Below are 22,296 nucleotides of genomic sequence, written 5' to 3' on the forward strand. Positions count from 1 at the left end.
GTGACCTTGGAATCTAAGGAAAAGTGCCCCGGGTCGGACTCGAACCGACACTGTATGGGTTTTGAATCCATTGCCTGCTGCCAATTGGGCTACCGGGGCCCAGCGAATCGAAGGTTAACCTCGACCCGCTGCCCGTCCACCATATCGCAGCTGGGTACCCTCTTGGAAAGCAGTACCTCTGCCCTGAACGAGGAGCCCCCCGTGACCGCCCCCGAGTCGCCCCAGCCCACAGACGCGCCCGACGACGACAAGTCGCACGTGCCTCCGCTGACGACCCGTGTCGTCATCGCCGAGGACGAGGCGTTGATTCGTCTCGATCTCAAGGAGATGCTCGAAGAAGAGGGCTACTCCGTCGTTGGTGAGGCCGGCGATGGCGAGGAGGCCGTGGAGCTGGCTCGGGAGCACCGTCCGGATCTTGTGATCCTCGATGTGAAGATGCCGAAGCTGGACGGGATCTCCGCCGCTGAGAAGATCGCGGAGGAGTCGATCGCCCCCGTACTGATGCTGACTGCCTTCTCGCAGCGCGATCTCGTCGAGCGGGCCCGTGACGCCGGCGCGATGGCGTACTTGGTGAAGCCGTTCAGTAAGAGCGATGTCGTCCCGGCGATCGAGATGGCTGTCTCGCGCTTCACGGAGTTGAAGCAGTTGGAGAAGGAGATCGCCGATCTGACGCAGCGTCTGGAGACGCGGAAGCTCGTGGATCGTGCGAAGTCGGTTCTGCAGACGGAGTACGGGTTGTCGGAGCCGGCGGCGTTCCGGTGGATTCAGAAGACGTCGATGGATCGTCGGATGTCGATGCAGCAGGTGGCGGAGGCGGTTATTCAGGACGCGGAGGAGAAGAAGGCCGCGAAGGACTGAGGTCGGTACCTGCACGCGCGTACATGCGACGAGGCCCGCGCCCCCTGCGAGGGGGTGCGGGCCTCGTCGTACAACGGTCGTACAGGGTGAGGAGCTCAGTCCTCGCCGAGGTACGCCTTGCGTACGGATTCGTCGTGCAGGAGGTCCTGTCCGGTGCCGGTGAGCACGATGCTGCCGACTTCCATGACGTGTCCGTGGTCGGCGAGTGACAGCGCCGCCTGGGCGTTCTGTTCGACCAGGAGGATGGTGGTGCCCTGGGATTTGAGTTCGGCGATGGTGGCCATGATCTTCTGCATCATGATCGGTGAGAGGCCCATGGAGGGTTCGTCGAGCATGAGGAGTTTGGGCTGTGACATGAGGGCGCGGCCCATGGCGAGCATCTGCTGCTCGCCGCCGGAGAGGGTTCCGGCGGCCTGCTTACGGCGTTCCCCGAGGATGGGGAAGAGGTCGTAGGCGCGCTGGATGTCCTTTTCGATTCCTGCTTTGTCGTCGCGGAGGAAGGCGCCGAGCCGCAGATTGTCCTCGATGGTCATGCGGGGGAAGATGTGCCGCCCCTCGGGGGAGTGGGCGAGTCCCAGCGAGACGATCTGGTGGGCCGGGGTCTTCTTCAGCGATTTGCCGCCGAATTTGATCTGGCCGCTCAGCGGCTTCAGCAGTCCCGACAGGGTGCGCAGTGTCGTGGTCTTGCCGGCTCCGTTGGTGCCGATGAGGGTGACGACCTCGCCGGCTTCGACCTTGAAGGAGATGCCTTTGACGGCTTCGATTTTGCCGTAGGCGACTCGGAGTTCGTCGACTTCGAGGAGGGCGGTCATCGGTCGTTCTCCTTGCGGGGCGCGGCGTCCGTCTGGGTGGCGGCGTTGGCCTCGGCGGCTTCGACTTCCGCTACTTCTTTGGCGCCGGGGGCGTCTTCGAAGGGTTCTCCGAGGTAGGCGGCGACGACGCGTTCGTCGCCCTGTACGACTTCGCTGCTGCCTTCGACGAGTTTTTCGCCCTGTACGAGGACTGCGACGCGGTCGCAGAGGTTGAAGATGAAGCGCATGTCGTGCTCGATGACGAGTACGGCGATGCCCATGTCCCGGATGGCGAAGACGAGTTCTTCGGTCGCCCGGGTCTCCTGCGGGTTCATGCCGGCAGTCGGCTCGTCGAGCAGCAGCAGGCCGGGCTCGCTGGCCAGCGCCCGCGCGATCTCCAGCTTGCGCTGTTCGCCGTACGGGAGGTTGCGGGCGAGGTGTTCCGCCTTCTTGTCGAGGCCGATGAACTTGAGCAGTTCCATGGCCCGTTCGCGGGAGGCGGCTTCGGCTTTGTGGAAGCCGGGGCCGCGGAGCAGCGCGGACCACAGCCCTTCCTTCGTACGGGTGTGGCGGCCGACGAGTACGTTTTCCAGAACCGTCATGTTGGCGAAGAGCCGGATGTTCTGGAATGTACGGGCGATTCCGGCGGCGGTGACCTTGAAGGATTTGGCCGGCAGGACGGTGCCCTTGTATCGGACCTCTCCCTCGGTGGGGATGTAGAGGCCGGTGAGGCAGTTGAAGAAGGTGGTTTTGCCGGCGCCGTTGGGGCCGATGAGGCCGACGATTTCGCCGCTGTTGACGGTGAGGTCGACGTTGCGTACGGCGGTGAGGCCGCCGAAGCGCATGGTGACGCCGCGTGCGTCGAGGACGGTCTGGCCGGGCGTGGGTGCGGCCGGTGCGGTGTCCTTGGTGGTGGTGTCGGTTGTCATGGTGGTCAGGCCCCTGCCTTGCTGAGGACTGTGGGCGCTTCCGCTTCTTCGTGGAATTCGAGCTGACGGCGCCGGTTCGGGATGAGGCCTTCCGGACGGAAGCGCATCAGCAGGACGAGCGCGAGGCCGAAGGCGAAGAGCTGGTAGTCGCCGAGGAATTGGAGCTTGGCGGGGATCAGGTAGAGGAGTGCGGCGCCGACGAGGGGTCCGCTGATGGTGCCCATGCCGCCGAGGACGACCGCGGCGAGGAGGAATGCCGAGTTCGGTGGTACAACGTGGGCGAATTGGTATTGCTCGGGGGTCACGGTGTAGGTGACGTGGGCCTGGACGGTGCCGGCGAGGCCGGCGAGTGCGGCGCCGAGGGCGAAGGCGATGAGTTTGACGCGGAAGCCGTTGATGCCCATGGCGAGGGCGGCGGTTTCGTCTTCGCGGATGGCGATCCAGGCGCGGCCGATGCGGGAGTCGCCGCTGCGTCGGAAGACGATGACGACGATGAGGGTGATGAGGAGCATCAGCAGGAAGTAGTTGGCGAAGCGGGCGATGGTGAATCCGGCGATGCTGTGTTCTTGGCCGAAGTCGAAGCCGAAGATGTTGAGGTTCGGGATCGATGAGATGCCGTTGGAGCCATTGGTGATGTCGGGGCCTGAGGTGCCGTCGGCGTTGAGGACGGCGATGCGGAAGATCTCACCGAAGCCGAGGGTGACGATGGCGAGGTAGTCGCCGCGCAGGCGCAGGGTGGGGGCGCCGATGAGGACGCCGAAGACCATGGCGACTGCCGCGCCGAGGAGGGCGGAGGCCCAGAACGGCAGGTGGATGTCGAAGGGCGAGGAGGGCGAGCCGGAGACCATGGCCCCGGTGTAGGCGCCGACGCCGAGGAAGGCGACGTATCCGAGGTCGAGGAGCCCCGCCATGCCGACGACGATGTTCAGGCCGAGGGCGACGGTCGCGAAGATCAGGATGTAGACACCGATGGTCGCGTACTGGTCGTCGGACTGAGTGAAGGGGAAGGCCGCGGCGGCGACGAAGGCGCCGATCATCGTGACGTTGCGGTGCTTGGCGGTGATCGCGGAGACCCTGGCGACCAGTCCTGCCTTGGTGACGGCGGCGAAGCCGAAGCCGACGGTGATCATGAAGCCGACGAAGAGTTCGTCGTATTCGGTGCCGATGCCGTAGGTGAAGACGGTCAGGCCGAGGGCGAGCGCCGCGACGATGATGAGGATTTCGGCGTACGCGGGCAGCTTGCGGGCCGGAGTTACCTCGCTGGAGGCGAAGGCCGCTTTGAAGACCGTCAGCTTGTTGCGGGTGTTGTGGCGGAACTGCTCCCAGTCGGTGTCATCGGGGTCGGCCGGTTCGGTTACGGGCCGTTCGAAGGGCAGGGAGAGGGCGCCGAGGACGGTCGCGAGGGTGACGATGGCGACGACCCAGCCGCCGGGCTCGAGGTTGGCGAGGCCGCCGAGGTTGACGCTGATCGCGATGATCGTGAACCAGGCGGTCGCGAAGGCGGCGAGTGCGGCCAGCTTGATGGCGCTGTCGGCTGAGCCGGGGGTGAGCCAGCGCAGGCCCTTCACTCCATAGGAGGCGAGGCCGAAGAGTGCGGTGAGGGCGCCTGTGATGAGGACGAGGACCTGGAGGCCGCCGGGGTAGCCGTAGACGGTGAGGTCACCGGGGAACGCGTCGGTCCAGGTCCAGGCGAGGAACGTGGATACGACGGTGAGGATGCCGCCGCCGGTGGCGAGGGTGCGGCCCAGGTTTTCGGGGATGCCGATGAGGCCGCTGGGCTTGCCCTTGGCCGGGGTGCTCGGCGTCTGGGGGGCAGTGGTCTGTGTGGTCATCGGTGTCACGCCCTGTCCGCCACGCGCTCACCCATCAGGCCTTGTGGCCTGAAGAGGAGGACGAGGATGAGAAGTACGAAGGCCCAGACGTTGGCCCAGGACTGGCCGCCGAGTTGCGACATGCCGGGGACGTCGGCGATGTAGGCGGTGGCCATGGTTTCGGCGATGCCGAGGACGAGGCCGCCGATCATGGCTCCGTAGATGTTGCCGATGCCGCCGAGGACGGCGGCGGTGAAGGCTTTGAGGCCGAGGATGAAGCCCATGCGGAACTGGACCTGGCCGTACTTGAGGCCGTACGCGACGGCTCCGACGGCGGCGAACACGGCGCCGAGGGCGAAGGCGACCACGATGATGCGGTCGGTGTTGATGCCCATGAGTTTGGCGGTGTCGGGGTCCTGGGCGGTGGCCTGCATGCCGCGTCCGGTGCGGGTCTTCATGACGAAGTAGGCGAGGATCGCCATGCTGATGGGGGCGACGGCGAGCAGGAAGACGTCGCCTGTCTGGATGGTGACGCTGCCGATCTCGAAGGGGCCGCCGGCGATCTCCGGGAAGTTGATGGATTCCTTGGCGCCGGGGTACCAGGCCCATACGGCCTGCTGGAGGGCGAGGGAGAGGCCGATGGCGGTGATGAGGGGGGCGAGGCGTGGTGCGCCTCGCAGCGGGCGGTAGGCGAACCGTTCCGCTCCTACGGCGACGATGACCGCGGCGATGACGGCGCCGAGGAGCATCAGGGGCAGTGCGATCCACATGGTGGTGCCGTCGGGCAGGACGTACAGGTAGACCGTGAGGGCGCCGAACCCTCCGATCATGAAGATCTCGCCGTGGGCGAAGTTGATGAGCTGGACGATGCCGTAGACCATCGTGTAGCCGATGGCGACGAGCCCGTACATGGATCCCAGTAGCAGGCCGTTGACCAGCTGCTGCGGCAGTTCGTTCACCGCATGTCCTCCGAGACTTCGGATTTGTCGAGGGATGTGACCGGATGCGAGTCCGCGCGGGGCGCCAGTGGTGCAGCGCCCCGCGCGGCTCGTTCAGTGGTGCGGGTGTGGATCAGCCTTCGTACGTGCCGGACTTCACCGGGCTCCAGTCGGTGCCCTCGACGGAGTAGACGGTGAGCTGCTTGTTGGTGGCGTCACCGAATTCGTCGAAGGAGACCTTGCCGGTCACACCGTCGAAGGAGACGTTCTGCATGGCCTCCGTGACCTTGGCGCGGGCGTCGTCGGGGAGTTCGCCGTTGTTGTCCTCGACGACCTTCTTCACGGCCTGGATGATCGCCCAGGCGGAGTCGTAGGAGTAGCCGCCGTACGCCTCGTAGGCGTCCTTGTATCCGGCGGCCTTGTAGTTGGCGACGAACTCCTTGGCGGAGGGGAGTTCCTCGACGGGTGCGCCGACGGAGGTGGCGAGGTCGCCGGCTCCGCTGGCGCCGGCCAGACTGATGAAGTCGGCGCTGTATATGCCGTCGCCGCCGACGAGCGGGATCTTGGCGCCTGCGGCCTTGATCTGCTTGCTGAGCGGGCCGGCCTGCGGGTATTCGCCGCCGTAGTAGACGACGTCGGCGCCGGAGTTCTTCACCTTGGTGGCGACCGCGGAGAAGTCCTTGGTCTCGGGGTCGATGTGCTCGGTGCCGACGATCTTGCCGCCGAGCTTCTTGTACTCGTCGGAGAAGGTGGCGGCGAGGCCGGCGCCGTAGGTCTTCTTGTCGTCGATGACGAAGGCCTTGGTCTTCTTGGCGTCGTTGTAGACGTACTGCGCGGCGTACGGGCCCTGGATGGCGTCCGTGGTCGCGGTGCGGAAGTACGACTTGTACGGGCGGGCCTTCTCGCCGCCGTTCCAGTTCTGGCCCTGGGTGAGGGCGGGGTTGGTGTTGGCGGGGGAGACCTGGACGAGCTTGGCGTCGTCGAAGACCTTCTGCATGGACTCGGCGACGGAGGAGTTCAGCGGGCCGACGGCGCCGAGGACGTCCTTGTTGGCGACCAGTTTGGTGGCGTTCTGCTGGCCGGAGGAGGGCTGTGCCTGGTCGTCGAGGGCTTCGATCTTGAAGGTGATGCCGTCGACGACCTTCTCCTTGTTGGCCTGCTTGGTGGCGAGGTCGACGGAGTTCTTGATGCCGAGGCCCAGGGCCGACAGGTCGCCGGTGAGCGGGGCATCGACGCCTATGACCACGGTGGTGCCACCGTCGCCGGAGGAGCCGCCGCCGTCGTCGTCTCGCGAGCCGCAGGCGGTGAGTGTGAGTGCTCCCGCCGCCAGCGCGGCGGTGATGGCGATGAGCGAACGTTGGCGCACGATCAGTCCTTTCCCTGGCGCGGCCCTTCCCCGTAGAAGCGGCCGAGTCGAGCGCTGGTCCGAAAAATGTTCGGATCCGATGGCGCGGTGACTGGGCGTGACTCTAAGCGTGTGTGGGGAACGTGGAGGAGGGTCTGGCCAATGCTGTGACGCTCTTGTTATGACACGAGGTAATGCAGAGCGGTACTCAGTGGGCGGAAGAGTCGAATTACGGCCGATTCGCCCGGTCCGCATAGTGAGAACTCGCAGGCCTCACCGGGTGTCGTCAGGAGTGTACTACCGTTTTGGTGCTGTCGCGGAGTTGGTGCTGCAGGCGCCTTGAACGGCTTCCGAGAGGTCGTGTGCATACCGTTCGCCAAGGATGAAACTGTGCACTTGTATTGCGCGCATATTACGCAGAGTTACGTCCAGGAAAGGTAGTCCGGCGTTCGTTGGCACTTGTGCGCATTCCGTCACCTGCATGGTGATGTTGATCTTGTGGGGAAAGCCGGTCCTTGTCCGGAAAGGCAGACGCGGAACGGAGGCCAGCGAAAGACCGGCATAGGGCTGCGTTATCCGCAGCACGGTGACCTGAGGGCCGGACTGGACGGTCAGCTCCACGCCGATGCTGAAGCTCTTGGGCGGAGCGTTGTCGGGCGAGGGCTCCGGCCCGAGGTAGGTGATGCCGACCACCTGTGAGGGGTACGGCGGCGGGTCCGGCGGGGCTTGTTCGGGCCGGGTGGCGTAGAGATAGCCGCCGCCCGCGAGGAGAACGGCTGCTGCCGCGATCGACAGGACGACGCGGCGATGCCGGGTGTACGTCTGCGCGAGGCGCCCGCGCGGTGGTTCGGGCGAGGGCTCCGGCGGAGTGCCCGGGCCTGGGATGTCCCACGCGCGCGTGCCTTCGCCCGGCTCGACGGGGCCGACGCCGCTCACCCCCACGGCCCTCCGCTCGGGATGCCGTCGCGGTACAGGTCCTCGCAGCCCGCGCGCGCTTCGCGGTCGATCAGCCGCTCCGCGGCCTGTGCGCCCTTGCTCTTCTTCTCGGCCCGGGCGGCGTCCACGACCTTCATCAGGATCTCGTACTGCCCGCCCGACAGGCCCATCGACTGATAGTCCCCGTAAGTGTCCCCCGTCAGGGCCTCCCGCGACCAGTACGTGACGATCCGCGTGCACAGGTCCTTGGGAGGAGTGGCCGACGGCGACGGCGAGCCGACGCCGGTCTGCGCGGCATCCCGCGGACCCGCGCTGTCCTTCGAGTCGGCCTGCCCGCATCCGGTGATCAGGGCGCCGGTCAACAGCGCAAGCCCGAGCCCGAATCCGAGCGGTGCCCCCGGCCAGGGGGCTTCTCCCGATTTCATGCCTTGACGCTAAGCTGCCGGGTGCCGGGGAGCAACGGCCCTGTGGACAGCCGCGGTGCTGTGGACAACTCCGGTACCCGCCAGGGTGATTGGGGTCCGGCGGTCCCGGTTCCCCGAAAGGGCGTGGGTCAGTCCGCGGCACGTACGCGTTCCTCGTCGCTCGCCGTCACATCGCGCAGCAGACAGGTGAGTCGCGCGGTGCATACGCGCTTGCCCGCCTCGTCGCTGATCGCTATCTCGTACGAAGCGGTGGACCGGCCGCGGTGCAGGGGTGTCGCGACACCGGTGACGAGGCCGGAGCTGGCTCCCCGGTGGTGGGTGCAGTTGAGGTCGATACCGAGGGCGATCTTGGAGCTGCCGGCGTGCAGCATCGCGCCGATCGAGCCCAACGTCTCGGCGAGCACGGCGGAGGCGCCGCCGTGCAGGAGTCCGTACGGCTGTGTGTTGCCCTCGACCGGCATCGTGCCCACGATGCGGTCCGCGGAGGCCTCGGTGATCTCGACGCCCATGCGCGTGCCCAGGTGCCCGGCGGAGAACATGGCGACGAGATCGACGCCGAGGGCGGCGTACTCGTCGATGACCTCTTGCGGGAAGTTCACGTGCTGGTGCTCGCCCATGGAGTCCGGCTCCTTCGTCTTTCGGCCGTCTGTCGGCGCGCTCGCTAAGCGAACGCTCAGTTGGCGGCCGATTGTTCCAGACGGACCACGACGGACTTGCTGGCGGGGGTGTTGCTGGTGTCCGCGGTGGCGTCCAGAGGGACCAGGACGTTGGTCTCCGGGTAGTACGCCGCCGCGCAGCCCCGGGCCGTCGGATAGTGCACGACCCGGAAGCCGGGGGCACGCCGCTCCACACCGTCCTGCCACTCGCTGACGAGATCGGTGTACGAGCCGTCGGCCAGGCCCAGCTCACGGGCGTCGTCGGGGTTCACGAGCACGACCCGGCGGCCGTTCTTGATGCCCCGGTAGCGGTCGTCCAGGCCGTAGATCGTGGTGTTGTACTGGTCGTGCGAGCGCAGCGTCTGCAGCAGGAGACGGCCCTCGGGGAGCTTCGGGTACTCGACGGGCGCGGCCGTGAAGTTGGCCTTGCCGGTGGCGGTCGGGAAGCGGCGCTCGTCGCGCGGTGCGTGCGGCAGGGCGAAGCCTCCCGGATCGGCCACGCGCGCGTTGAAGTCCTCGAAACCGGGGACCACGCGCGCGATGCGGTCGCGGATCGTCGCGTAGTCCTTCTCGAACTCCTCCCAGGGCGTGCGGGATTCGTCGCCGAGGACGCGGCGCGCGAGGCGGCACACGATGGCCGTCTCGGACAGCAGGTGTTCGCTCGCGGGCTCGAGGCGGCCCCGTGAGGCGTGCACCATGCCCATGGAGTCCTCGACGGTGACGATCTGCTCGCCACTGCCCTGGAGATCACGCTCGGTGCGGCCGAGGGTCGGCAGGACCAGGGCCCGCGCGCCCGTGACGGCGTGCGAGCGGTTGAGCTTCGTGGAGACGTGCACAGTGAGCCGGGCGCGGCGCATGGCCGCCTCGGTGACCTCGGTGTCGGGGGACGCCGACACGAAGTTGCCGCCCATCGCGAAGAAGACCTTCGCCTTGTCGTCGCGCATCGCGCGGATGGCCCGTACGACGTCGTAGCCGTGCTCGCGCGGCGGCGCGAAGCCGAACTCCCTCTCCAGGGCGTCCAGGAAGGCCGGTGCGGGGCGCTCGAAGATGCCCATCGTGCGGTCGCCCTGCACGTTCGAGTGGCCGCGCACCGGGCACACGCCCGCGCCCGGGCGGCCGATGTTGCCGCGCAGCAGAAGGAAGTTGACCACCTCGCGGATGGTCGGCACGGAGTGCTTGTGCTGGGTCAGGCCCATGGCCCAGCACACGATGGTGCGCTTCGAGGCGAGGACCATGCGCAGCGCTTCGTCGATCTGCGCGCGCGTGAGGCCCGTCGCGGTGAGCGTCTCGTCCCAGTCGGCGGCGCGGGCCGATTGTGCGAACTCCTCGTAGCCGTGGGTGTGTTCGCTGACGAAGGCCTCGTCGACCGCGCCCTCCGTCTCGAGGATCAGCTTGTTCAGAAGGCGGAAGAGGGCCTGGTCGCCGCCGATGCGGATCTGCAGGAACAGATCGGTCAGGGCGGCGCCCTTGAACATGCCCTGGGGGGTCTGCGGGTTCTTGAACCGCTCCATGCCCGCTTCAGGCAGCGGGTTCACCGTGATGATCCGCGCGCCGTTCGCCTTCGCCTTCTCCAGGGCCGAGAGCATCCGCGGATGGTTCGTACCCGGGTTCTGCCCGGCAACGATGATCAGATCCGCCTTGTAGAGGTCCTCCAGGAGGACGCTGCCCTTGCCGACGCCGATCGTCTCGCTGAGCGCGGAACCCGACGACTCGTGGCACATGTTGGAGCAGTCCGGCAGATTGTTCGTACCGAACTCGCGGGCGAACAGCTGATACAGGAACGCCGCTTCGTTGCTGGTGCGGCCCGAGGTGTAGAAGAGGGCCTCGTCTGGGGAACCGAGTGCGGTGAGTTCCTCCGCGATGATGTCGAAGGCCCGCTCCCAGGACACCGGCGCGTAGTGCTCGGCGCCCTCCGCCAGATACATGGGGTGCGTGAGACGGCCCTGCTGGCCCAGCCAGTAGCCGCTGCGGGTCGCGAGGTCGGCCACCGTGTGCGCGGCGAAGAAGTCCGGCGTGACCCGGCGCAGCGTCGCCTCCTCGGCGACCGCCTTCGCGCCGTTCTCACAGAACTCCGCCTTGTGCCGGTGTTCTGGCTCCGGCCAGGCGCAGCCCGGACAGTCGAAACCGTCCTTCTGATTGACCCGCAGCAGCGTCAGCGCCGTACGCCGCACTCCCATCTGCTGCTGGGCGACGCGCAGCGTGTGGCCGATGGCGGGCAGACCGGCCGCCGCGTGCTTCGGCCCGGCGACCTGCGGCGCGTCCTGAACCGGATCACCCTGGGGCGGCTTGCCGGCCATCTCGGCCTCCTCGATCGAGCGCATGTGTGAGGTACGTCTTTGATCCTGCCACGCGCCGGTGACAACAACCGTGGCCGGGCCGAGGGGGCCGTGTTGTCAGTGGCTCGTGGCAGGATCGGGGTCGTGGCAGAAACAGCATCGAAGAAGACCGAGAAGACCTCCGCCGACGGGCGCCCGCGACTGATGCTCATGGACGGGCACTCGCTGGCGTACCGAGCGTTCTTCGCGCTGCCCGCGGAGAACTTCACGACGGCGACGGGACAGCCGACGAACGCGATCTACGGCTTCGCGTCGATGTTGGCCAACACCCTGCGCGACGAGGAGCCCACGCACTTCGCGGTGGCGTTCGACGTCTCCCGCAAGACCTGGCGCTCCGAGGAGTTCACGGACTACAAGGCGAACCGTTCCAAGACCCCGGACGAGTTCAAGGGCCAGGTCGAGCTCATCGGCGAGCTGCTCGACGCCATGAACGCCGAGCGGTTCGCGGTCGAGGGCTTCGAGGCGGACGACGTCATCGCCACCCTCGCCACCCAGGCCGAGGCCGAGGGCTTCGAGGTGCTGATCGTCACCGGTGACCGCGACTCCTTCCAGCTGGTCTCCGAGAACACGACGGTGCTGTATCCGACGAAGGGCGTCTCCGAGCTGACGCGGTTCACCCCGGAGAAGGTCTTCGAGAAGTACGGGCTGACGCCGGCCCAGTACCCCGACTTCGCGGCCCTGCGCGGCGACCCGTCCGACAACCTGCCGGGCATCCCCGGCGTCGGCGAGAAGACCGCCGCGAAGTGGATCAACCAGTTCGGATCGTTCGCCGAGCTGGTCGAGCGCGTCGAGGAGGTCAAGGGCAAGGCGGGACAGAACCTCCGCGACCACCTGGAGGCCGTCAAGCTCAACCGCCGGCTGACCGAGCTGGAGCGGCACATGGAGCTGCCCAGGACGGTCACCGACCTGGAGCGCGCCGCGTACGACCGCAAGGCCGTCGCGACGGTCCTGGACACCCTGGAGATCCGTAACCCCTCGCTGCGCGAGCGGCTGCTGGCCGTCGACCCCGGAGCCGAAGAGGCCGACACCTCACCGGTGATCGCCGAGGGTGTGGCACTGGACGGTGCGGTGCTCGGCGCGGGCGAGCTGAAGCCGTGGCTCGCCGAGCACGGCAAGGCGGTCCTCGGTGTCGCCACGGTCGACACCTGGGCGCTCGGTACGGGCGCGGTGGCCGAGGTCGCGCTCGCCGCGGCGGCAGGAGCAGCCGCCTGGTTCGACCCGACGCAGCTGGACGAGGCCGACGAGAACGCGTTCGCGCAGTGGCTCGCCGACCCGAAGAAGCCCAAGGTGTTCCACAACGCCAAGGGCGCCATGCGCGTCTTCGCCGAGCACGGCTGGAGCATCGCCGGCGTCTCCATGGACACCGCGCTCGCCGCCTACCTCGTCAAGCCCGGACGCCGCTCCTTCGACCTGGACGCGCTGTCCCTGGAATACCTCGGCCGGGAGCTGGCACCCGCTGCCGCGGCCGACGGGCAGCTCGCCTTCGGCGCAGACGAGGCCGCCGAGGCGGAGACGCTGATGGTGCAGGCCCGCGCCGTACTCGACCTGGGCGAAGCTTTCGGGGACCGGCTGAAGGAGGTCGGCGCGGCCGATCTGCTGGGCGACATGGAGCTGCCGACCTCTGCGCTGCTCGCCCGCATGGAGCGGCACGGCATCGCCGCGGACCGCGCACACCTCGAAGCCATGGAGCAGTTGTTCGCGGGCGCCGTGCAGCAGGCCATAAAGGAGGCGCACGCGGCGGCCGGGCACGAGTTCAACCTGGGCTCGCCCAAGCAGCTCCAGGAAGTCCTCTTCGGAGAACTGGCCCTGCCCAAGACCAAGCGCACAAAGACGGGTTACACCACGGACGCGGACGCCCTCGCCTGGCTGGCCACCCAGACCGACAACGAACTGCCGGTCATCATGCTCCGCCACCGAGAGCAGGCCAAGCTGCGTGTGACCGTCGAAGGCCTCATCAAGTCGATCGCCGCGGACGGCCGTATCCACACCACGTTCAACCAGACGGTCGCCGCCACGGGCCGCCTCTCCTCCACGGACCCCAACCTCCAGAACATCCCGGTGCGCACCGACGAGGGTCGCGCGATCCGCCGCGGCTTCGTGGTCGGCGAAGGCTTCGAGTCCCTCATGACCGCCGACTACAGCCAGATCGAGCTGCGCGTCATGGCCCACCTCTCCGGGGACGAGGGCCTCATCGAGGCGTTCACCTCGGGGGAGGACCTGCACACGACGGTCGCCTCACAGGTGTTCTCCGTGGAGCGCTCCGCGGTCGACGCGGAGATGCGGCGCAAGATCAAGGCGATGTCGTACGGCCTGGCGTACGGCCTGTCGGCGTTCGGCCTGTCCCAGCAGCTGAACATCGACGCGGGGGAGGCGCGGGTGCTGATGGACACGTACTTCGAGCGCTTCGGAGGCGTCCGCGACTTCCTGCGCCGAGCCGTGGACGAGGCGCGGGCGACGGGCTACACGGCGACGCTGTTCGGTCGCCGCCGCTACCTCCCCGACCTCAACAGCGACAATCGCCAGCGCCGCGAGGCGGCCGAGCGGATGGCTCTGAACGCGCCCATTCAGGGCACCGCCGCCGACATCGTCAAGATCGCCATGCTGAACGTCGACCGTGCCCTCACCGAAGCGAACCTCAAGTCCCGCATCCTGCTCCAGGTGCACGACGAAATCGTCCTCGAAATCGCCCCCGGCGAGCGGGAGTCGACCGAGGCCCTCGTCCGCCACGAAATGGCCAACGCGGTCCACCTGCGAGCCCCGCTGGACGTCTCGGTCGGCTCGGGCGACGACTGGGAGTCGGCGGCGCATTAGTCTCCGGCGGGCCGGGGGTGGGCGCCCACAAGGGGGAGCGCCTGTCACCGCACCCGTCCCCAGCGCCCCCTGCCGCTCCTTCCACACCCCCATCGCCGTGACAGGGGCCGATAAAAGCGGTTGGACCTGCGCGTTCGCGAGCGCGTGACAGTAGGACTCGGCCCGCACCACGGCCGCCGACCGGGTGCGACTGCTGGACGTACTGACGAACACCGGCGTTTTCCTGCGCACCCGCGCGTACGGCCTGAAACGGCTCAGCGAGGAGCCGGACGGCTCGGCTCCGTACGGTCCGCTGCCGGGCTGGGACGAACCGGAGCCGGACGCCACACCCTGACCCCGAAGCCGTACAGGAGCAGACCGACGGCCAGCCCGGCGCCCGCCCCGAAGCACACGGTGGGAATCAGCTCCCAGGGCTCCGCACGCGACCCCCAGTAGGCCCACCACCGAGACGCCCGCTGCACAGCGGCCACCACCGCACAGCCACCGATCACGAGAGCGGCAAGCCACCGGTCCCGTACGGACAGAACCGGCACCCCCACGGGTTCCGCGGCGGGCAGTCGCCGCAGAGCGACCGCCACGAAGACCGCGATCACCACCGCCAGGACGGCCGAACCTCCGTACTGCAGGTACCAGTACAGCGGCGAACCCGCCAACTCCCGCCCCAGTACGGGAAAGACCCGCATCCCCCACCGGTCCAGATGCGTGAACGCGTCCAGCACGACATGCGTCAGTGCGCCCAGCACCGCGGACACGTACCACCACAGCGCACGCGCCGGCCGGAACGGCGCATGTGGCGCGCCACATCGCAGCAGAGCCGCCGTACGCCCCTGCCTGCGCGGCGGCAGCAGCGCCACCAGCGGTTCCCGCAGCAACAGCCAAACGCCCACAAATGCCCAGGCGATGAGGACGTCAATCGTGAACACGCCGGTGAAGGAGTGCGTGAACTCGCCGAACTCCATCGCCTCAGGCAGCGCACTCGCCACGTAATAGGTCAAGTCGGGTGCGAACGACCCCGCAACGAGCACCGCGGGGACCAGCGGGCCCCGGCCGGTTCCGTCCATGCGTACGACGGGCAGGACGGCCGCGGCATGGCTGAGAGTGAACGGCAACTGGGCTCCATGTTGACGACGTTGACCGAACTTGATGGCCCTGAACGCTTCCTTGATCGAGTACGCCAGTATGCGGGACGAGCGCCGCATGCTTCTGGCGTACGCGGGCAGCAGAAAACGGATCTGGCCAACCGGTGAACTTCGGGCACGGACAGGTGTATACGCGCCGGAAGTTGTCGTAGGGTCACCTGAGTTGCCGCGCTGGGGAGCGCGGCCGGATGGCAGGGCGGCGCGCGCAGCGCGGGCAGTCGACGACGGGAGGGATTCACGCGATGGCGGCGCAATTCGGCAGAAGGCTTGCCAAAGGGGCGGTAACGACCGCTGTGGCCGCGGCCGCGGTGGCGGCCCTGTCCGCGTCCCAGGCCCCGGGCGTGACCGACAACACGCAAGACCGCCAGAACGCCGGTTCGCAGCCCTCGACCGAGGTCAACCCCGAAGAGAGCGCGACCGGTAACTCGCCGTACTACACGGACCTCCCGCCGCTCAACAGCCCGACCCCGAGCCCGACTCCCGGCACCGAGGGCCCCATCGCCGCGGGCGACGCCGAGGCCGGCATTCCCGCGACCGTCCTCGACGCCTACAAGAAGGCCGAGGCGGCACTGCGGGAGTCCAAGCCCGGCTGCAACCTCCCCTGGGAACTCCTCGCCGCCATCGGCAAGGTCGAGTCCGGCCAGGCCCGCGGTGGTCGCGTCGATGCCGACGGCACCACGATCACCCCGATTCTCGGCCCTGTTCTCAACGGCAACGGCTTCGCGAACATCTCCGACACGGACGGCGGTTCCTTCGACGGGGACACGACGCACGACCGCGCCGTCGGCCCCATGCAGTTCATCCCCTCCACCTGGGCCTGGGCGGGCCGGGACGGCAACGGCGACGGCACGAAGAACCCCAACAACATCTACGACGCGGCCCTCGCCGCCGGCCACTACCTCTGCCGGCTGGACCGCGACATGAACGTCCAGAAGGAACTGAACCGCGCGATCCTCAGCTACAACCCATCGACGGAATACCTGAACCTGGTCCTGTCGTGGCTCGAGTACTACCGCAAGGGCACCCACGAGGTGCCGGACGGCACGGGCACACTGCCTTCCGGTCGCAGCGACGACAACAACAGCGGGGCGAGCCCCAACAACCCGTCGCCGACCCCTCCGGCCACATCGAGGCCGCCGAACTCCAACTCCACGCCTGACGGCGGCGACTCCACCAGTCCCACGCCTCCGCGTGGCGGGTCCACGAGTCCCACGCCTCCTGGGTCTCCCAGCCCGCCCCCGCCCAGCTCGCCGCCCCCGAGCACCACCCCGCCCCCCACCGGCACCGACACGGTCGACCACCTGGAGGACGCGGGCACCGGCAAGCTCACCGCGACCGCGGGCGACGCCTTCACCGAGAAGATCGCCGCGCGCACCGAGACCAAGGCCGGCAGGGCCGTGCCGAAGGTCCGGGTCCGCTTCACGATCGTCGGTGACACGGACGCCACCTTCAGCGGCGGCGAAAGCGTCGCCACGGTCGTCACCAACAGTGCGGGCGTGGCCACCGCGCCCGCGCTCAAGGCCGGTGAGAAGACGGGCGAGTTCACGGTCCGCGCCACCGTCGTCGGCCGCAGCGTGCCCGGCCTCGACTACACGGCGACGGTCACCGCCCGCCAGGCCGACGCCCTCGCACGCACCAGCGACACCGCGCTGACCTGTGCCCCGGGCGACGAGTTCGCAGACCAGGTCGAGGTGAAGGCCACGTACAAGGGCGCCGCCGCCGACGGTGTCGCGGCCACCGCCACGCTCATCACGTCGGCGGACGACGCGACCGTGAACGACAAGGGCCCTTACTTCAAGGACGCCGACGGCAAGACCGTACGCACCCTGAAGGGCCTCGAGACGGACGCGAACGGCCTGCTCAAGCTGCCGAAGCTGTACGCGGACGACACGACCGGCACGTTCCTGCTGCGCATCTCCACCACCGGCGGCGCGACACTGACGGTCGAACTGGAGGTGGCGGCGGCGACCGCCTCGCCGAGCCCCTCCGCCTCGTAGGTCCTCCGGATCAGCGGCGCCCCCTCCGTACGGCCGTACGGAGGGGGCGCCGCTGTCTGTGTGTGCAACGTGTTCTCATCTCGCTCTGCCGTTGCTACGGTGCCCCAGCCCTGACGCTCCATCAGCTCACTGGGGAGGCCCCGCATGCGTGCCCTGATCGCCGCCGCGACCGGTCTCGCCGTCGCGCTCGCGCTGGTCCTCACGATCACGGCTATCGGCTCGCCGGCCGGCAAGACCTCACCGAAACCGCTGCTGACCACCATCCCCGAGCACCCGTAACCCCTAGGGAGGGCCGCCCAGATGCGCCGCAAGGCCAGCCTGATCCTCCTCGCCCTCGCCGTGTTCTGCACGGCGCTGTCCCCGCTGCTGCGCTGGTACGCCTTCCCCCGCCTCGCCAAGATCCCGGCCCACCAGTACCAGGACATGGTCCTGGAGGCGAAGGACGCCACCCTCCTCGACTACGGGACCATGCAGTCCAGGAAAGTCGACAAGGTCAGCATCGTGCAGACCCTCAAGGGCAACGTCGAGGCCTCCGAAAAGATCGAGAAGACAGCGGGCCGCGACGTCGTCGTATGGGACGGCCTGTCCTATGTCCAGGGCCCGGACGGCAAGATGGTCTCCAAGATCCCCGAGCGCTACATCTTCGACGCGCACACCCAGGAACCCGTCCACGCCACCGGCGAGATGGTCGACGGCGACGCCGTCAGGCGCGAGGGCATCGAGTTCAAGTGGCCCTTCCTGACCGAGAAACGGGACTACGAGTACTTCGACGCGCAGGCCCGCGTCACCGCGCCCATCCACTACAAGGGCGAGCAGGACTTCCGGGGCGTAAACGTTTACTACTTCGAGCAGACCATCCCCTGGACCAAAGTGCCCTTCCCCAAGACCATGCCGGTCAAAGGCATCACTCCGGAGTCGGTCGCCAAGACGGGCACCACCCGCTGGTACACCACCGTCCGCAAGTTCTGGGTCGAACCCGCCACCGGAGCGCCCGTCTACGGCGAGGAGATCCACAAGGAGGAACTGCGCGGCGGCACGCTCCTGGGGGACCGCGACAAGGTGACCGCGTTCTCCGGGCACGTCAAAATGCGCGAGGACTACATCGAGTCGACGGTCGACCTGGTCAAGTCCCAGCGCGTACTCATCATGTTGCTGACCTCGTACCTGCCCTGGGGTTTCCTGATCCTGGGCGCCGGGCTGCTGTCGCTGTCCCTGTACCTGGAGGCCCGCAGCCGCCGCCCCGCGGACCCTTCGTCCACCCAGACGCACGAACCGGAGCCCGTCAGCGCCTGAGTCGCGCGTTCGTGTACCGGGTCGGCTCCGCCGTCGCGGGATCCTCGGGCCACGGATGCTTCGGATACCTCCCACGCAACTCGGCCCGTACGCCCCGGTATCCGTCCCGCCAGAACGAGGCGAGGTCGGCGGTGACGGCGGCGGGCCGTCCCGCGGGCGACAGCAGATGCACGAGTACGGGCACACCGGCGACGGCCGGGGACTCCTGCAGCCCGAACATCTCCTGCAACTTCACAGCGAGCACGGGCCGTTCGGGATCCGCGTAGTCGATTCGGATTCTGGACCCACTGGGCACCTCGATCCGCTCGGGCGCCAACTCCTCGAACCGCGCCGCCTCCCCGGAGGCCCACGGCAACAGCCGCCCGAGGGCCTGCCCTGCGTCGATCCGTGCCAGATCGGCCCGCCGCCGCGCCCGGCTCAGCTCTGGCTCCAGCCAGTCGTCCACGCGCGCGTGCAGGGCGTCGTCCGACACATCGGGCCAGGGAGCCCTCAGATGGCGACGCAGAAACCCGAGCCGCTGCCGCAGCACCTCGGCATCCCGCGACCATCGCAACAGCCCAAGACCCTCCTCCCGCAACCCGTCCAGCAGCGCCTGTCGTACGAGCCCGGAGTCGGCGTTCCTGATCGGCCGCACCGCCAACTCCACGGCCCCCAACCGCTCGACACGCCGGGCGACCACGTCCCCCTCCGCCCAGCGCACCTCCTCGCCCTCGCCGTGCAGTGCCCCGGCGGCCCGCCGCGCGGTCTCCTCATCGACCACGGCCCCGAGCCGCACGCGCGCGTGCCCCGCTCCCACCGGCCGATCCGCGACGGCGACAGCGAGCCAGCCGGCTCCCCGCAACCCCGTCCCTCCGCCGAGCTCGGCCCTCGTACCGGACACCATGAGATACGAGCCGCCCTGCGCACGAGCAACCCGCTCCGGGAACGCGAGAGCGGCGACGAGGCCTGCGACGTGGTCGTCGCCGAAGGTTTCCCGCGCACGCGCGCCGGGCCTGGCGGGTCCGGATGGCGGTGAGGCTTCGGCGCGTGATCGGGCGGGCACGGCGTTGGCGGTGGCTTCCGGCGGGGTGCTGTTTACGTTGCCGGCCGACTGCGCGGGCCGGTCGGCGCGGTCGGGTCCTTGACCGGGACGTCCGGCATGAGGGGGTGCGGGCGCTGCGGCGCTGTTGAAGACGGGTTCGTCGGCGCCGGGAGCGTGCGCGCCGGTCGCCCCGCCACTGAGCGGAGCGGGTGCCGTCGCGGCACGGAGCCGCCGCGCCTCCGCGCGCCAGCGGCGCGCATACGCGTCGCCCCCTCGCCGGGCGGTACGCCAGGCAGCGGCGAGGTCGTCGCCGTACTCGCGTGGTGGCTCCTCGCTCAGCAGGGCGACCACCTCGGCTGCCCGGTCGGCGCCGACCTCGGGTGCCGCGTCCAGCAGGGCGCGGGCCAGCCGGGGATGCAACCCCAGCCGGGACATGCGTACCCCCCCGCTCCGTGGCCCGCCCCGCGGAGTCCACCGCCCCGATGGCCGTCAGGACGGTGCGTGCAGCGGCGAGCGCGCCGCTCGGCGGCGGGTCCAGCAGCGCGAGCCCGGACGCGTCCGGATCGCCCCAGCACGCCGTCTGCAAGGCGAACGCCGTCAGGTCGGCCACCTTGATCTCCGGCGCGGGGAAACGCGGCAGACGGGCGTCCTCCGCCTCCGCCCAGCACCGGTACACCGCCCCGGGCGCCTCACGCCCGGCCCGCCCCGCACGCTGCCGTCCGGCCGCCTGTGACGCCCGTACGGTCGTCAGCGCACTCAGCCCCCGCGCGTGATCGACGCGCGGCTCCCGGGCCAGCCCGGCGTCCACGACGACCCGTACGCCGGGCACCGTGAGGGACGACTCGGCCACGGACGTCGCGAGCACCACCCGACGCCGTGCACCGGGCGAGAGCACCGCGTCCTGGACGGCTGCGGGCGCCCGTCCGTGCACCTGGAGCACCTCGATCCCGCTCAGATCCCCCAACTGCCCGGCGACACGGGCGATTTCCCCGACGCCGGGCAGAAAGCACAGCACGTCCCCCGCGCGCTCGGACAGTGCCCGCCGCACCACCGACGCCACATGCGTCAGCAGCGCCGGATCCACCCGCATCCCGTGCGGCGGCCGCACCGGCCGCGCGGGCGGCGCCCACACCACCTCGACGGGATACGAGGCGTCCTTTGACGTGATCACGGGGGCATGGCCCAGCAGCCGCGCCCACCCCTCCGCGTCCGTCGTCGCGGAAGCGGCCACCAGCCGCAGCTCGGGGCGGAGAGCGGCCCGTACGTCCCACAGGAAGGCCGCCACCGTATCGGCGTCCAGATGCCGCTCATGGCACTCGTCGAGCACGACCACGTCGACACCGGCGAGTTCCTGGTCCCGCTGCAATCGCTGCAACAGGACACCGGTCGTCACGACCTCCACGCGCGCGCGTGGCCCCACCACCCGCTCACCGCGCACCGTGTAGCCGACGCGCCCGCCGACCTTCTCACCGAGCAGCCACGCCATCCGCCGAGCGGCGGCCCGGGCGGCGATCCGCCGCGGCTCGGCGACGACGACACGACGTACGACCGGACGATCCGCGTCCGCACCCGAGGCCGGGCCCAGCAGCCCGGCCAGTTCCAGGGGAACCAGCGTCGTCTTGCCCGTCCCGGGCGGCGCACACAGCACAGCCGTGCCATGCCCCTCCAGGGCATCCCGCAACGCGGGCACGACGGAACGAACGGGCAACCGGTCCAGAGCGTCGGTACGGATCACGCCCCCAGTGTCGTACGACAGCCAAAACGCCCCGCACGCGCGCGTGCCCCCGCAATCACCCGCACGCGCGCGCGTGCCCGTTCGGTTATTCGTCCCGCTCGTCCCGCACGCACACGAAAATCGCCGTCCCAGGGATCAGGTTTCCGCGCAGCGGCGACCAGCCGCCCCACTCCTGGCTGTTCCAGGATGGCCATTCCGGTTCGACCAGGTCCACCAGCCGGAAGCCCGCCGCCACCACGTCCCGGATCCGGTCGCCGACCGTCCTGTGGTGCTCGACGTACACCGCGCGACCCTTCTCGTCCTGCTCCACGTACGGCGTGCGGTCGAAGTACGAGGCGGACACGCTCAAGCCCTCGGGCCCCGGCTCGTCGGGGAAGGCCCAGCGGATCGGATGCGTGACGGAGAAGACGAACCGGCCGCCGGGCCGCAGCACGCGGCGTACCTCCCGAAGGACCCGCACCGGATCGGCGACGAACGGCAGCGCCCCGTACGCCGAGCACGCCAGGTCGAACGTGCTGTCCCCGAAGGGCAGCGCCCCGGCGTCCGCCTCCACGAGGGCCACGCCCTGGGTGCCGATCCGCAGAGCGTGCTGAAGCTGCCGGTGCGAGAGGTCCAGAGCGACCGGGCGGGCCCCTTGGGCCGCCAGCCAGCGCGAACACTGTGCCGCCCCCGCGCCGATCTCCAGGACGTCCTTGCCCTTCAGCTCCTCGGCCGGTCCCAGCAGCTCGGCCTCCACCTCGTCGAGCCCCTCGGGCCCCCATACGAAGCGGTCGTCACCGAGGAACGTGCCGTGCTCGACCTGGTACTCGTCCGCGTTCCGGTCCCACCACCCTCGACTGGCGCGGGAGGTCTCCGCGACGTCCGCCGGGCGTCGTGTCGCCTCCGGCTCGAGCGGTTGGGGCTCTTCGGGCTCTTGGATGATCGGCTCCCTCGTATTAGTCTGCGGCCTCGTCCGTCCGACCCGTCCCGGTGGTGTCACGGAAGGGGCGTTTGGGCCTGTGTGACTCCAGACGGTGTCTGATACGCGGCTCGGCCGCGAGTGGTCTTGTGCCGGGTATGGGGCGATCCGCCCCGGGTGTGCGCCTTCGCGCATTGACCGTGTCCGGCTGCCCCCGTATGCTACAAGTTGCGCTGCGGGCCTGCGCTCCTCAGACGTAGCAGGCTGCGCTCGCATCTGTATGTATGTCCCCTCGGTTGTCGAGGCGCCCCGGTCATCGGATTTCGGCGCTTCCTTGGCTGTCCGGCTTCTGCAGAGCGAAACGGGCTCCCGGCGTG

The 22,296-nt window shown here is 69.0% G+C and carries 16 protein-coding genes, 1 tRNA gene and 1 pseudogene; 5 read left to right on the forward strand and 13 right to left on the reverse strand.

Annotated elements, in window-relative coordinates:
* Positions 1-24: 24 nt before the first annotated feature.
* Positions 25-99: transfer RNA gene (locus IEZ21_RS08910), tRNA-Leu, on the reverse strand.
* Positions 100-201: 102 nt separating this feature from the next.
* Here IEZ21_RS08910 and IEZ21_RS08915 point away from each other — a divergent pair.
* The gene (locus IEZ21_RS08915) at positions 202-858 is read left to right on the forward strand and encodes an ANTAR domain-containing response regulator (RefSeq protein WP_033318006.1); all 657 of its coding nucleotides are present in this window, start codon (positions 202-204) and stop codon (positions 856-858) included.
* A 95-nt stretch (positions 859-953) separates the two neighbouring features.
* On the opposite strand, the gene IEZ21_RS08920 is transcribed toward IEZ21_RS08915, so the two are convergent.
* The 9 genes from IEZ21_RS08920 to IEZ21_RS08960 all read right to left on the reverse strand — a co-directional run bounded on the left by IEZ21_RS08920 (position 954) and on the right by IEZ21_RS08960 (position 10,986).
* A complete protein-coding gene (locus IEZ21_RS08920) occupies positions 954-1,670 on the reverse strand; it encodes an ABC transporter ATP-binding protein (RefSeq protein ID WP_189321305.1) in 717 nt (238 codons plus the stop codon).
* Positions 1,667-2,578, reverse strand: coding sequence for an ABC transporter ATP-binding protein (locus tag IEZ21_RS08925; RefSeq protein ID WP_189321306.1), 912 nt, complete (start codon positions 2,576-2,578; stop codon positions 1,667-1,669). The genes IEZ21_RS08920 and IEZ21_RS08925 overlap by 4 nt, the downstream gene beginning before the upstream one ends.
* Before the next feature lie 5 nt (positions 2,579-2,583).
* The gene (locus tag IEZ21_RS08930) at positions 2,584-4,410 is read right to left on the reverse strand and encodes a branched-chain amino acid ABC transporter permease (protein WP_189321307.1); all 1,827 of its coding nucleotides are present in this window, start codon (positions 4,408-4,410) and stop codon (positions 2,584-2,586) included.
* Between the two features lie 5 nt (positions 4,411-4,415).
* Positions 4,416-5,348 (reverse strand): branched-chain amino acid ABC transporter permease, encoded by a 933-nt coding sequence (locus IEZ21_RS08935; protein ID WP_189321308.1) that lies wholly within the window; start codon positions 5,346-5,348, stop codon positions 4,416-4,418.
* A gap of 112 nt (positions 5,349-5,460) precedes the next feature.
* Complete coding sequence (locus IEZ21_RS08940; protein ID WP_189321309.1) at positions 5,461-6,693, reverse strand: branched-chain amino acid ABC transporter substrate-binding protein; 1,233 nt, start codon at positions 6,691-6,693, stop codon at positions 5,461-5,463.
* A gap of 276 nt (positions 6,694-6,969) precedes the next feature.
* Entirely contained in the window at positions 6,970-7,608 is a 639-nt protein-coding gene (locus IEZ21_RS08945; RefSeq protein ID WP_189321310.1) for a Tat pathway signal sequence domain protein, read from the reverse strand.
* On the reverse strand, positions 7,605-8,033 hold the full coding sequence (locus tag IEZ21_RS08950) for a hypothetical protein (protein WP_189321311.1): 429 nt from the start codon (positions 8,031-8,033) through the stop codon (positions 7,605-7,607). The genes IEZ21_RS08945 and IEZ21_RS08950 overlap by 4 nt, the downstream gene beginning before the upstream one ends.
* A 128-nt stretch (positions 8,034-8,161) precedes the next feature.
* A complete protein-coding gene (locus IEZ21_RS08955; protein ID WP_189321312.1) occupies positions 8,162-8,650 on the reverse strand; it encodes a hotdog fold thioesterase in 489 nt (162 codons plus the stop codon).
* Positions 8,651-8,706: 56 nt separating this feature from the next.
* Positions 8,707-10,986, reverse strand: coding sequence for an FdhF/YdeP family oxidoreductase (locus IEZ21_RS08960; RefSeq protein WP_189321409.1), 2,280 nt, complete (start codon positions 10,984-10,986; stop codon positions 8,707-8,709).
* Positions 10,987-11,109: 123 nt separating this feature from the next.
* Here IEZ21_RS08960 and polA point away from each other — a divergent pair, with 123 nt between their 5' ends.
* On the forward strand, positions 11,110-13,836 hold the full coding sequence (gene polA / locus IEZ21_RS08965) for a DNA polymerase I (protein WP_189321313.1): 2,727 nt from the start codon (positions 11,110-11,112) through the stop codon (positions 13,834-13,836).
* Positions 13,837-14,090: 254 nt separating this feature from the next.
* Here the strand turns inward: polA and IEZ21_RS08970 are convergent, their stop codons facing one another.
* The gene (locus tag IEZ21_RS08970; RefSeq protein WP_189321314.1) at positions 14,091-14,945 is read right to left on the reverse strand and encodes a DUF4184 family protein; all 855 of its coding nucleotides are present in this window, start codon (positions 14,943-14,945) and stop codon (positions 14,091-14,093) included.
* Positions 14,946-15,217: 272 nt separating this feature from the next.
* On the opposite strand from IEZ21_RS08970, the gene IEZ21_RS08975 reads away from it, so the two are divergent.
* From IEZ21_RS08975 to pgfA, 3 genes are all read left to right on the forward strand, one after another.
* Positions 15,218-16,972, forward strand: a complete 1,755-nt coding sequence (locus tag IEZ21_RS08975; protein ID WP_189321315.1) for a lytic transglycosylase domain-containing protein — start codon at positions 15,218-15,220, stop codon at positions 16,970-16,972.
* A 144-nt stretch (positions 16,973-17,116) separates the two neighbouring features.
* Positions 17,117-17,251 carry an SPW_0924 family protein gene (locus tag IEZ21_RS08980; RefSeq protein WP_106972263.1) on the forward strand — a complete coding sequence of 45 codons (135 nt, stop codon included), beginning with the start codon at positions 17,117-17,119 and terminating at the stop codon, positions 17,249-17,251.
* Between the two features lie 21 nt (positions 17,252-17,272).
* Entirely contained in the window at positions 17,273-18,265 is a 993-nt protein-coding gene (gene pgfA, locus IEZ21_RS08985; protein WP_189321316.1) for a cell envelope lipid trafficking protein PgfA, read from the forward strand.
* On the opposite strand, the pseudogene IEZ21_RS08990 reads toward pgfA, so the two are convergent.
* A pseudogene (locus tag IEZ21_RS08990) lies at positions 18,255-21,021 on the reverse strand (ATP-dependent RNA helicase). The gene pgfA and the pseudogene IEZ21_RS08990 overlap by 11 nt on opposite strands.
* 85 nt (positions 21,022-21,106) lie before the next feature.
* Entirely contained in the window at positions 21,107-22,000 is an 894-nt protein-coding gene (locus IEZ21_RS08995) for a class I SAM-dependent methyltransferase (RefSeq protein ID WP_246567432.1), read from the reverse strand.
* Between the last annotated feature and the right edge of the window lie 296 nt (positions 22,001-22,296).

Origin of the sequence: Streptomyces flaveus (assembly GCF_014647675.1) — a bacterium.
Lineage (GTDB): Bacteria > Actinomycetota > Actinomycetes > Streptomycetales > Streptomycetaceae > Streptomyces > Streptomyces flaveus.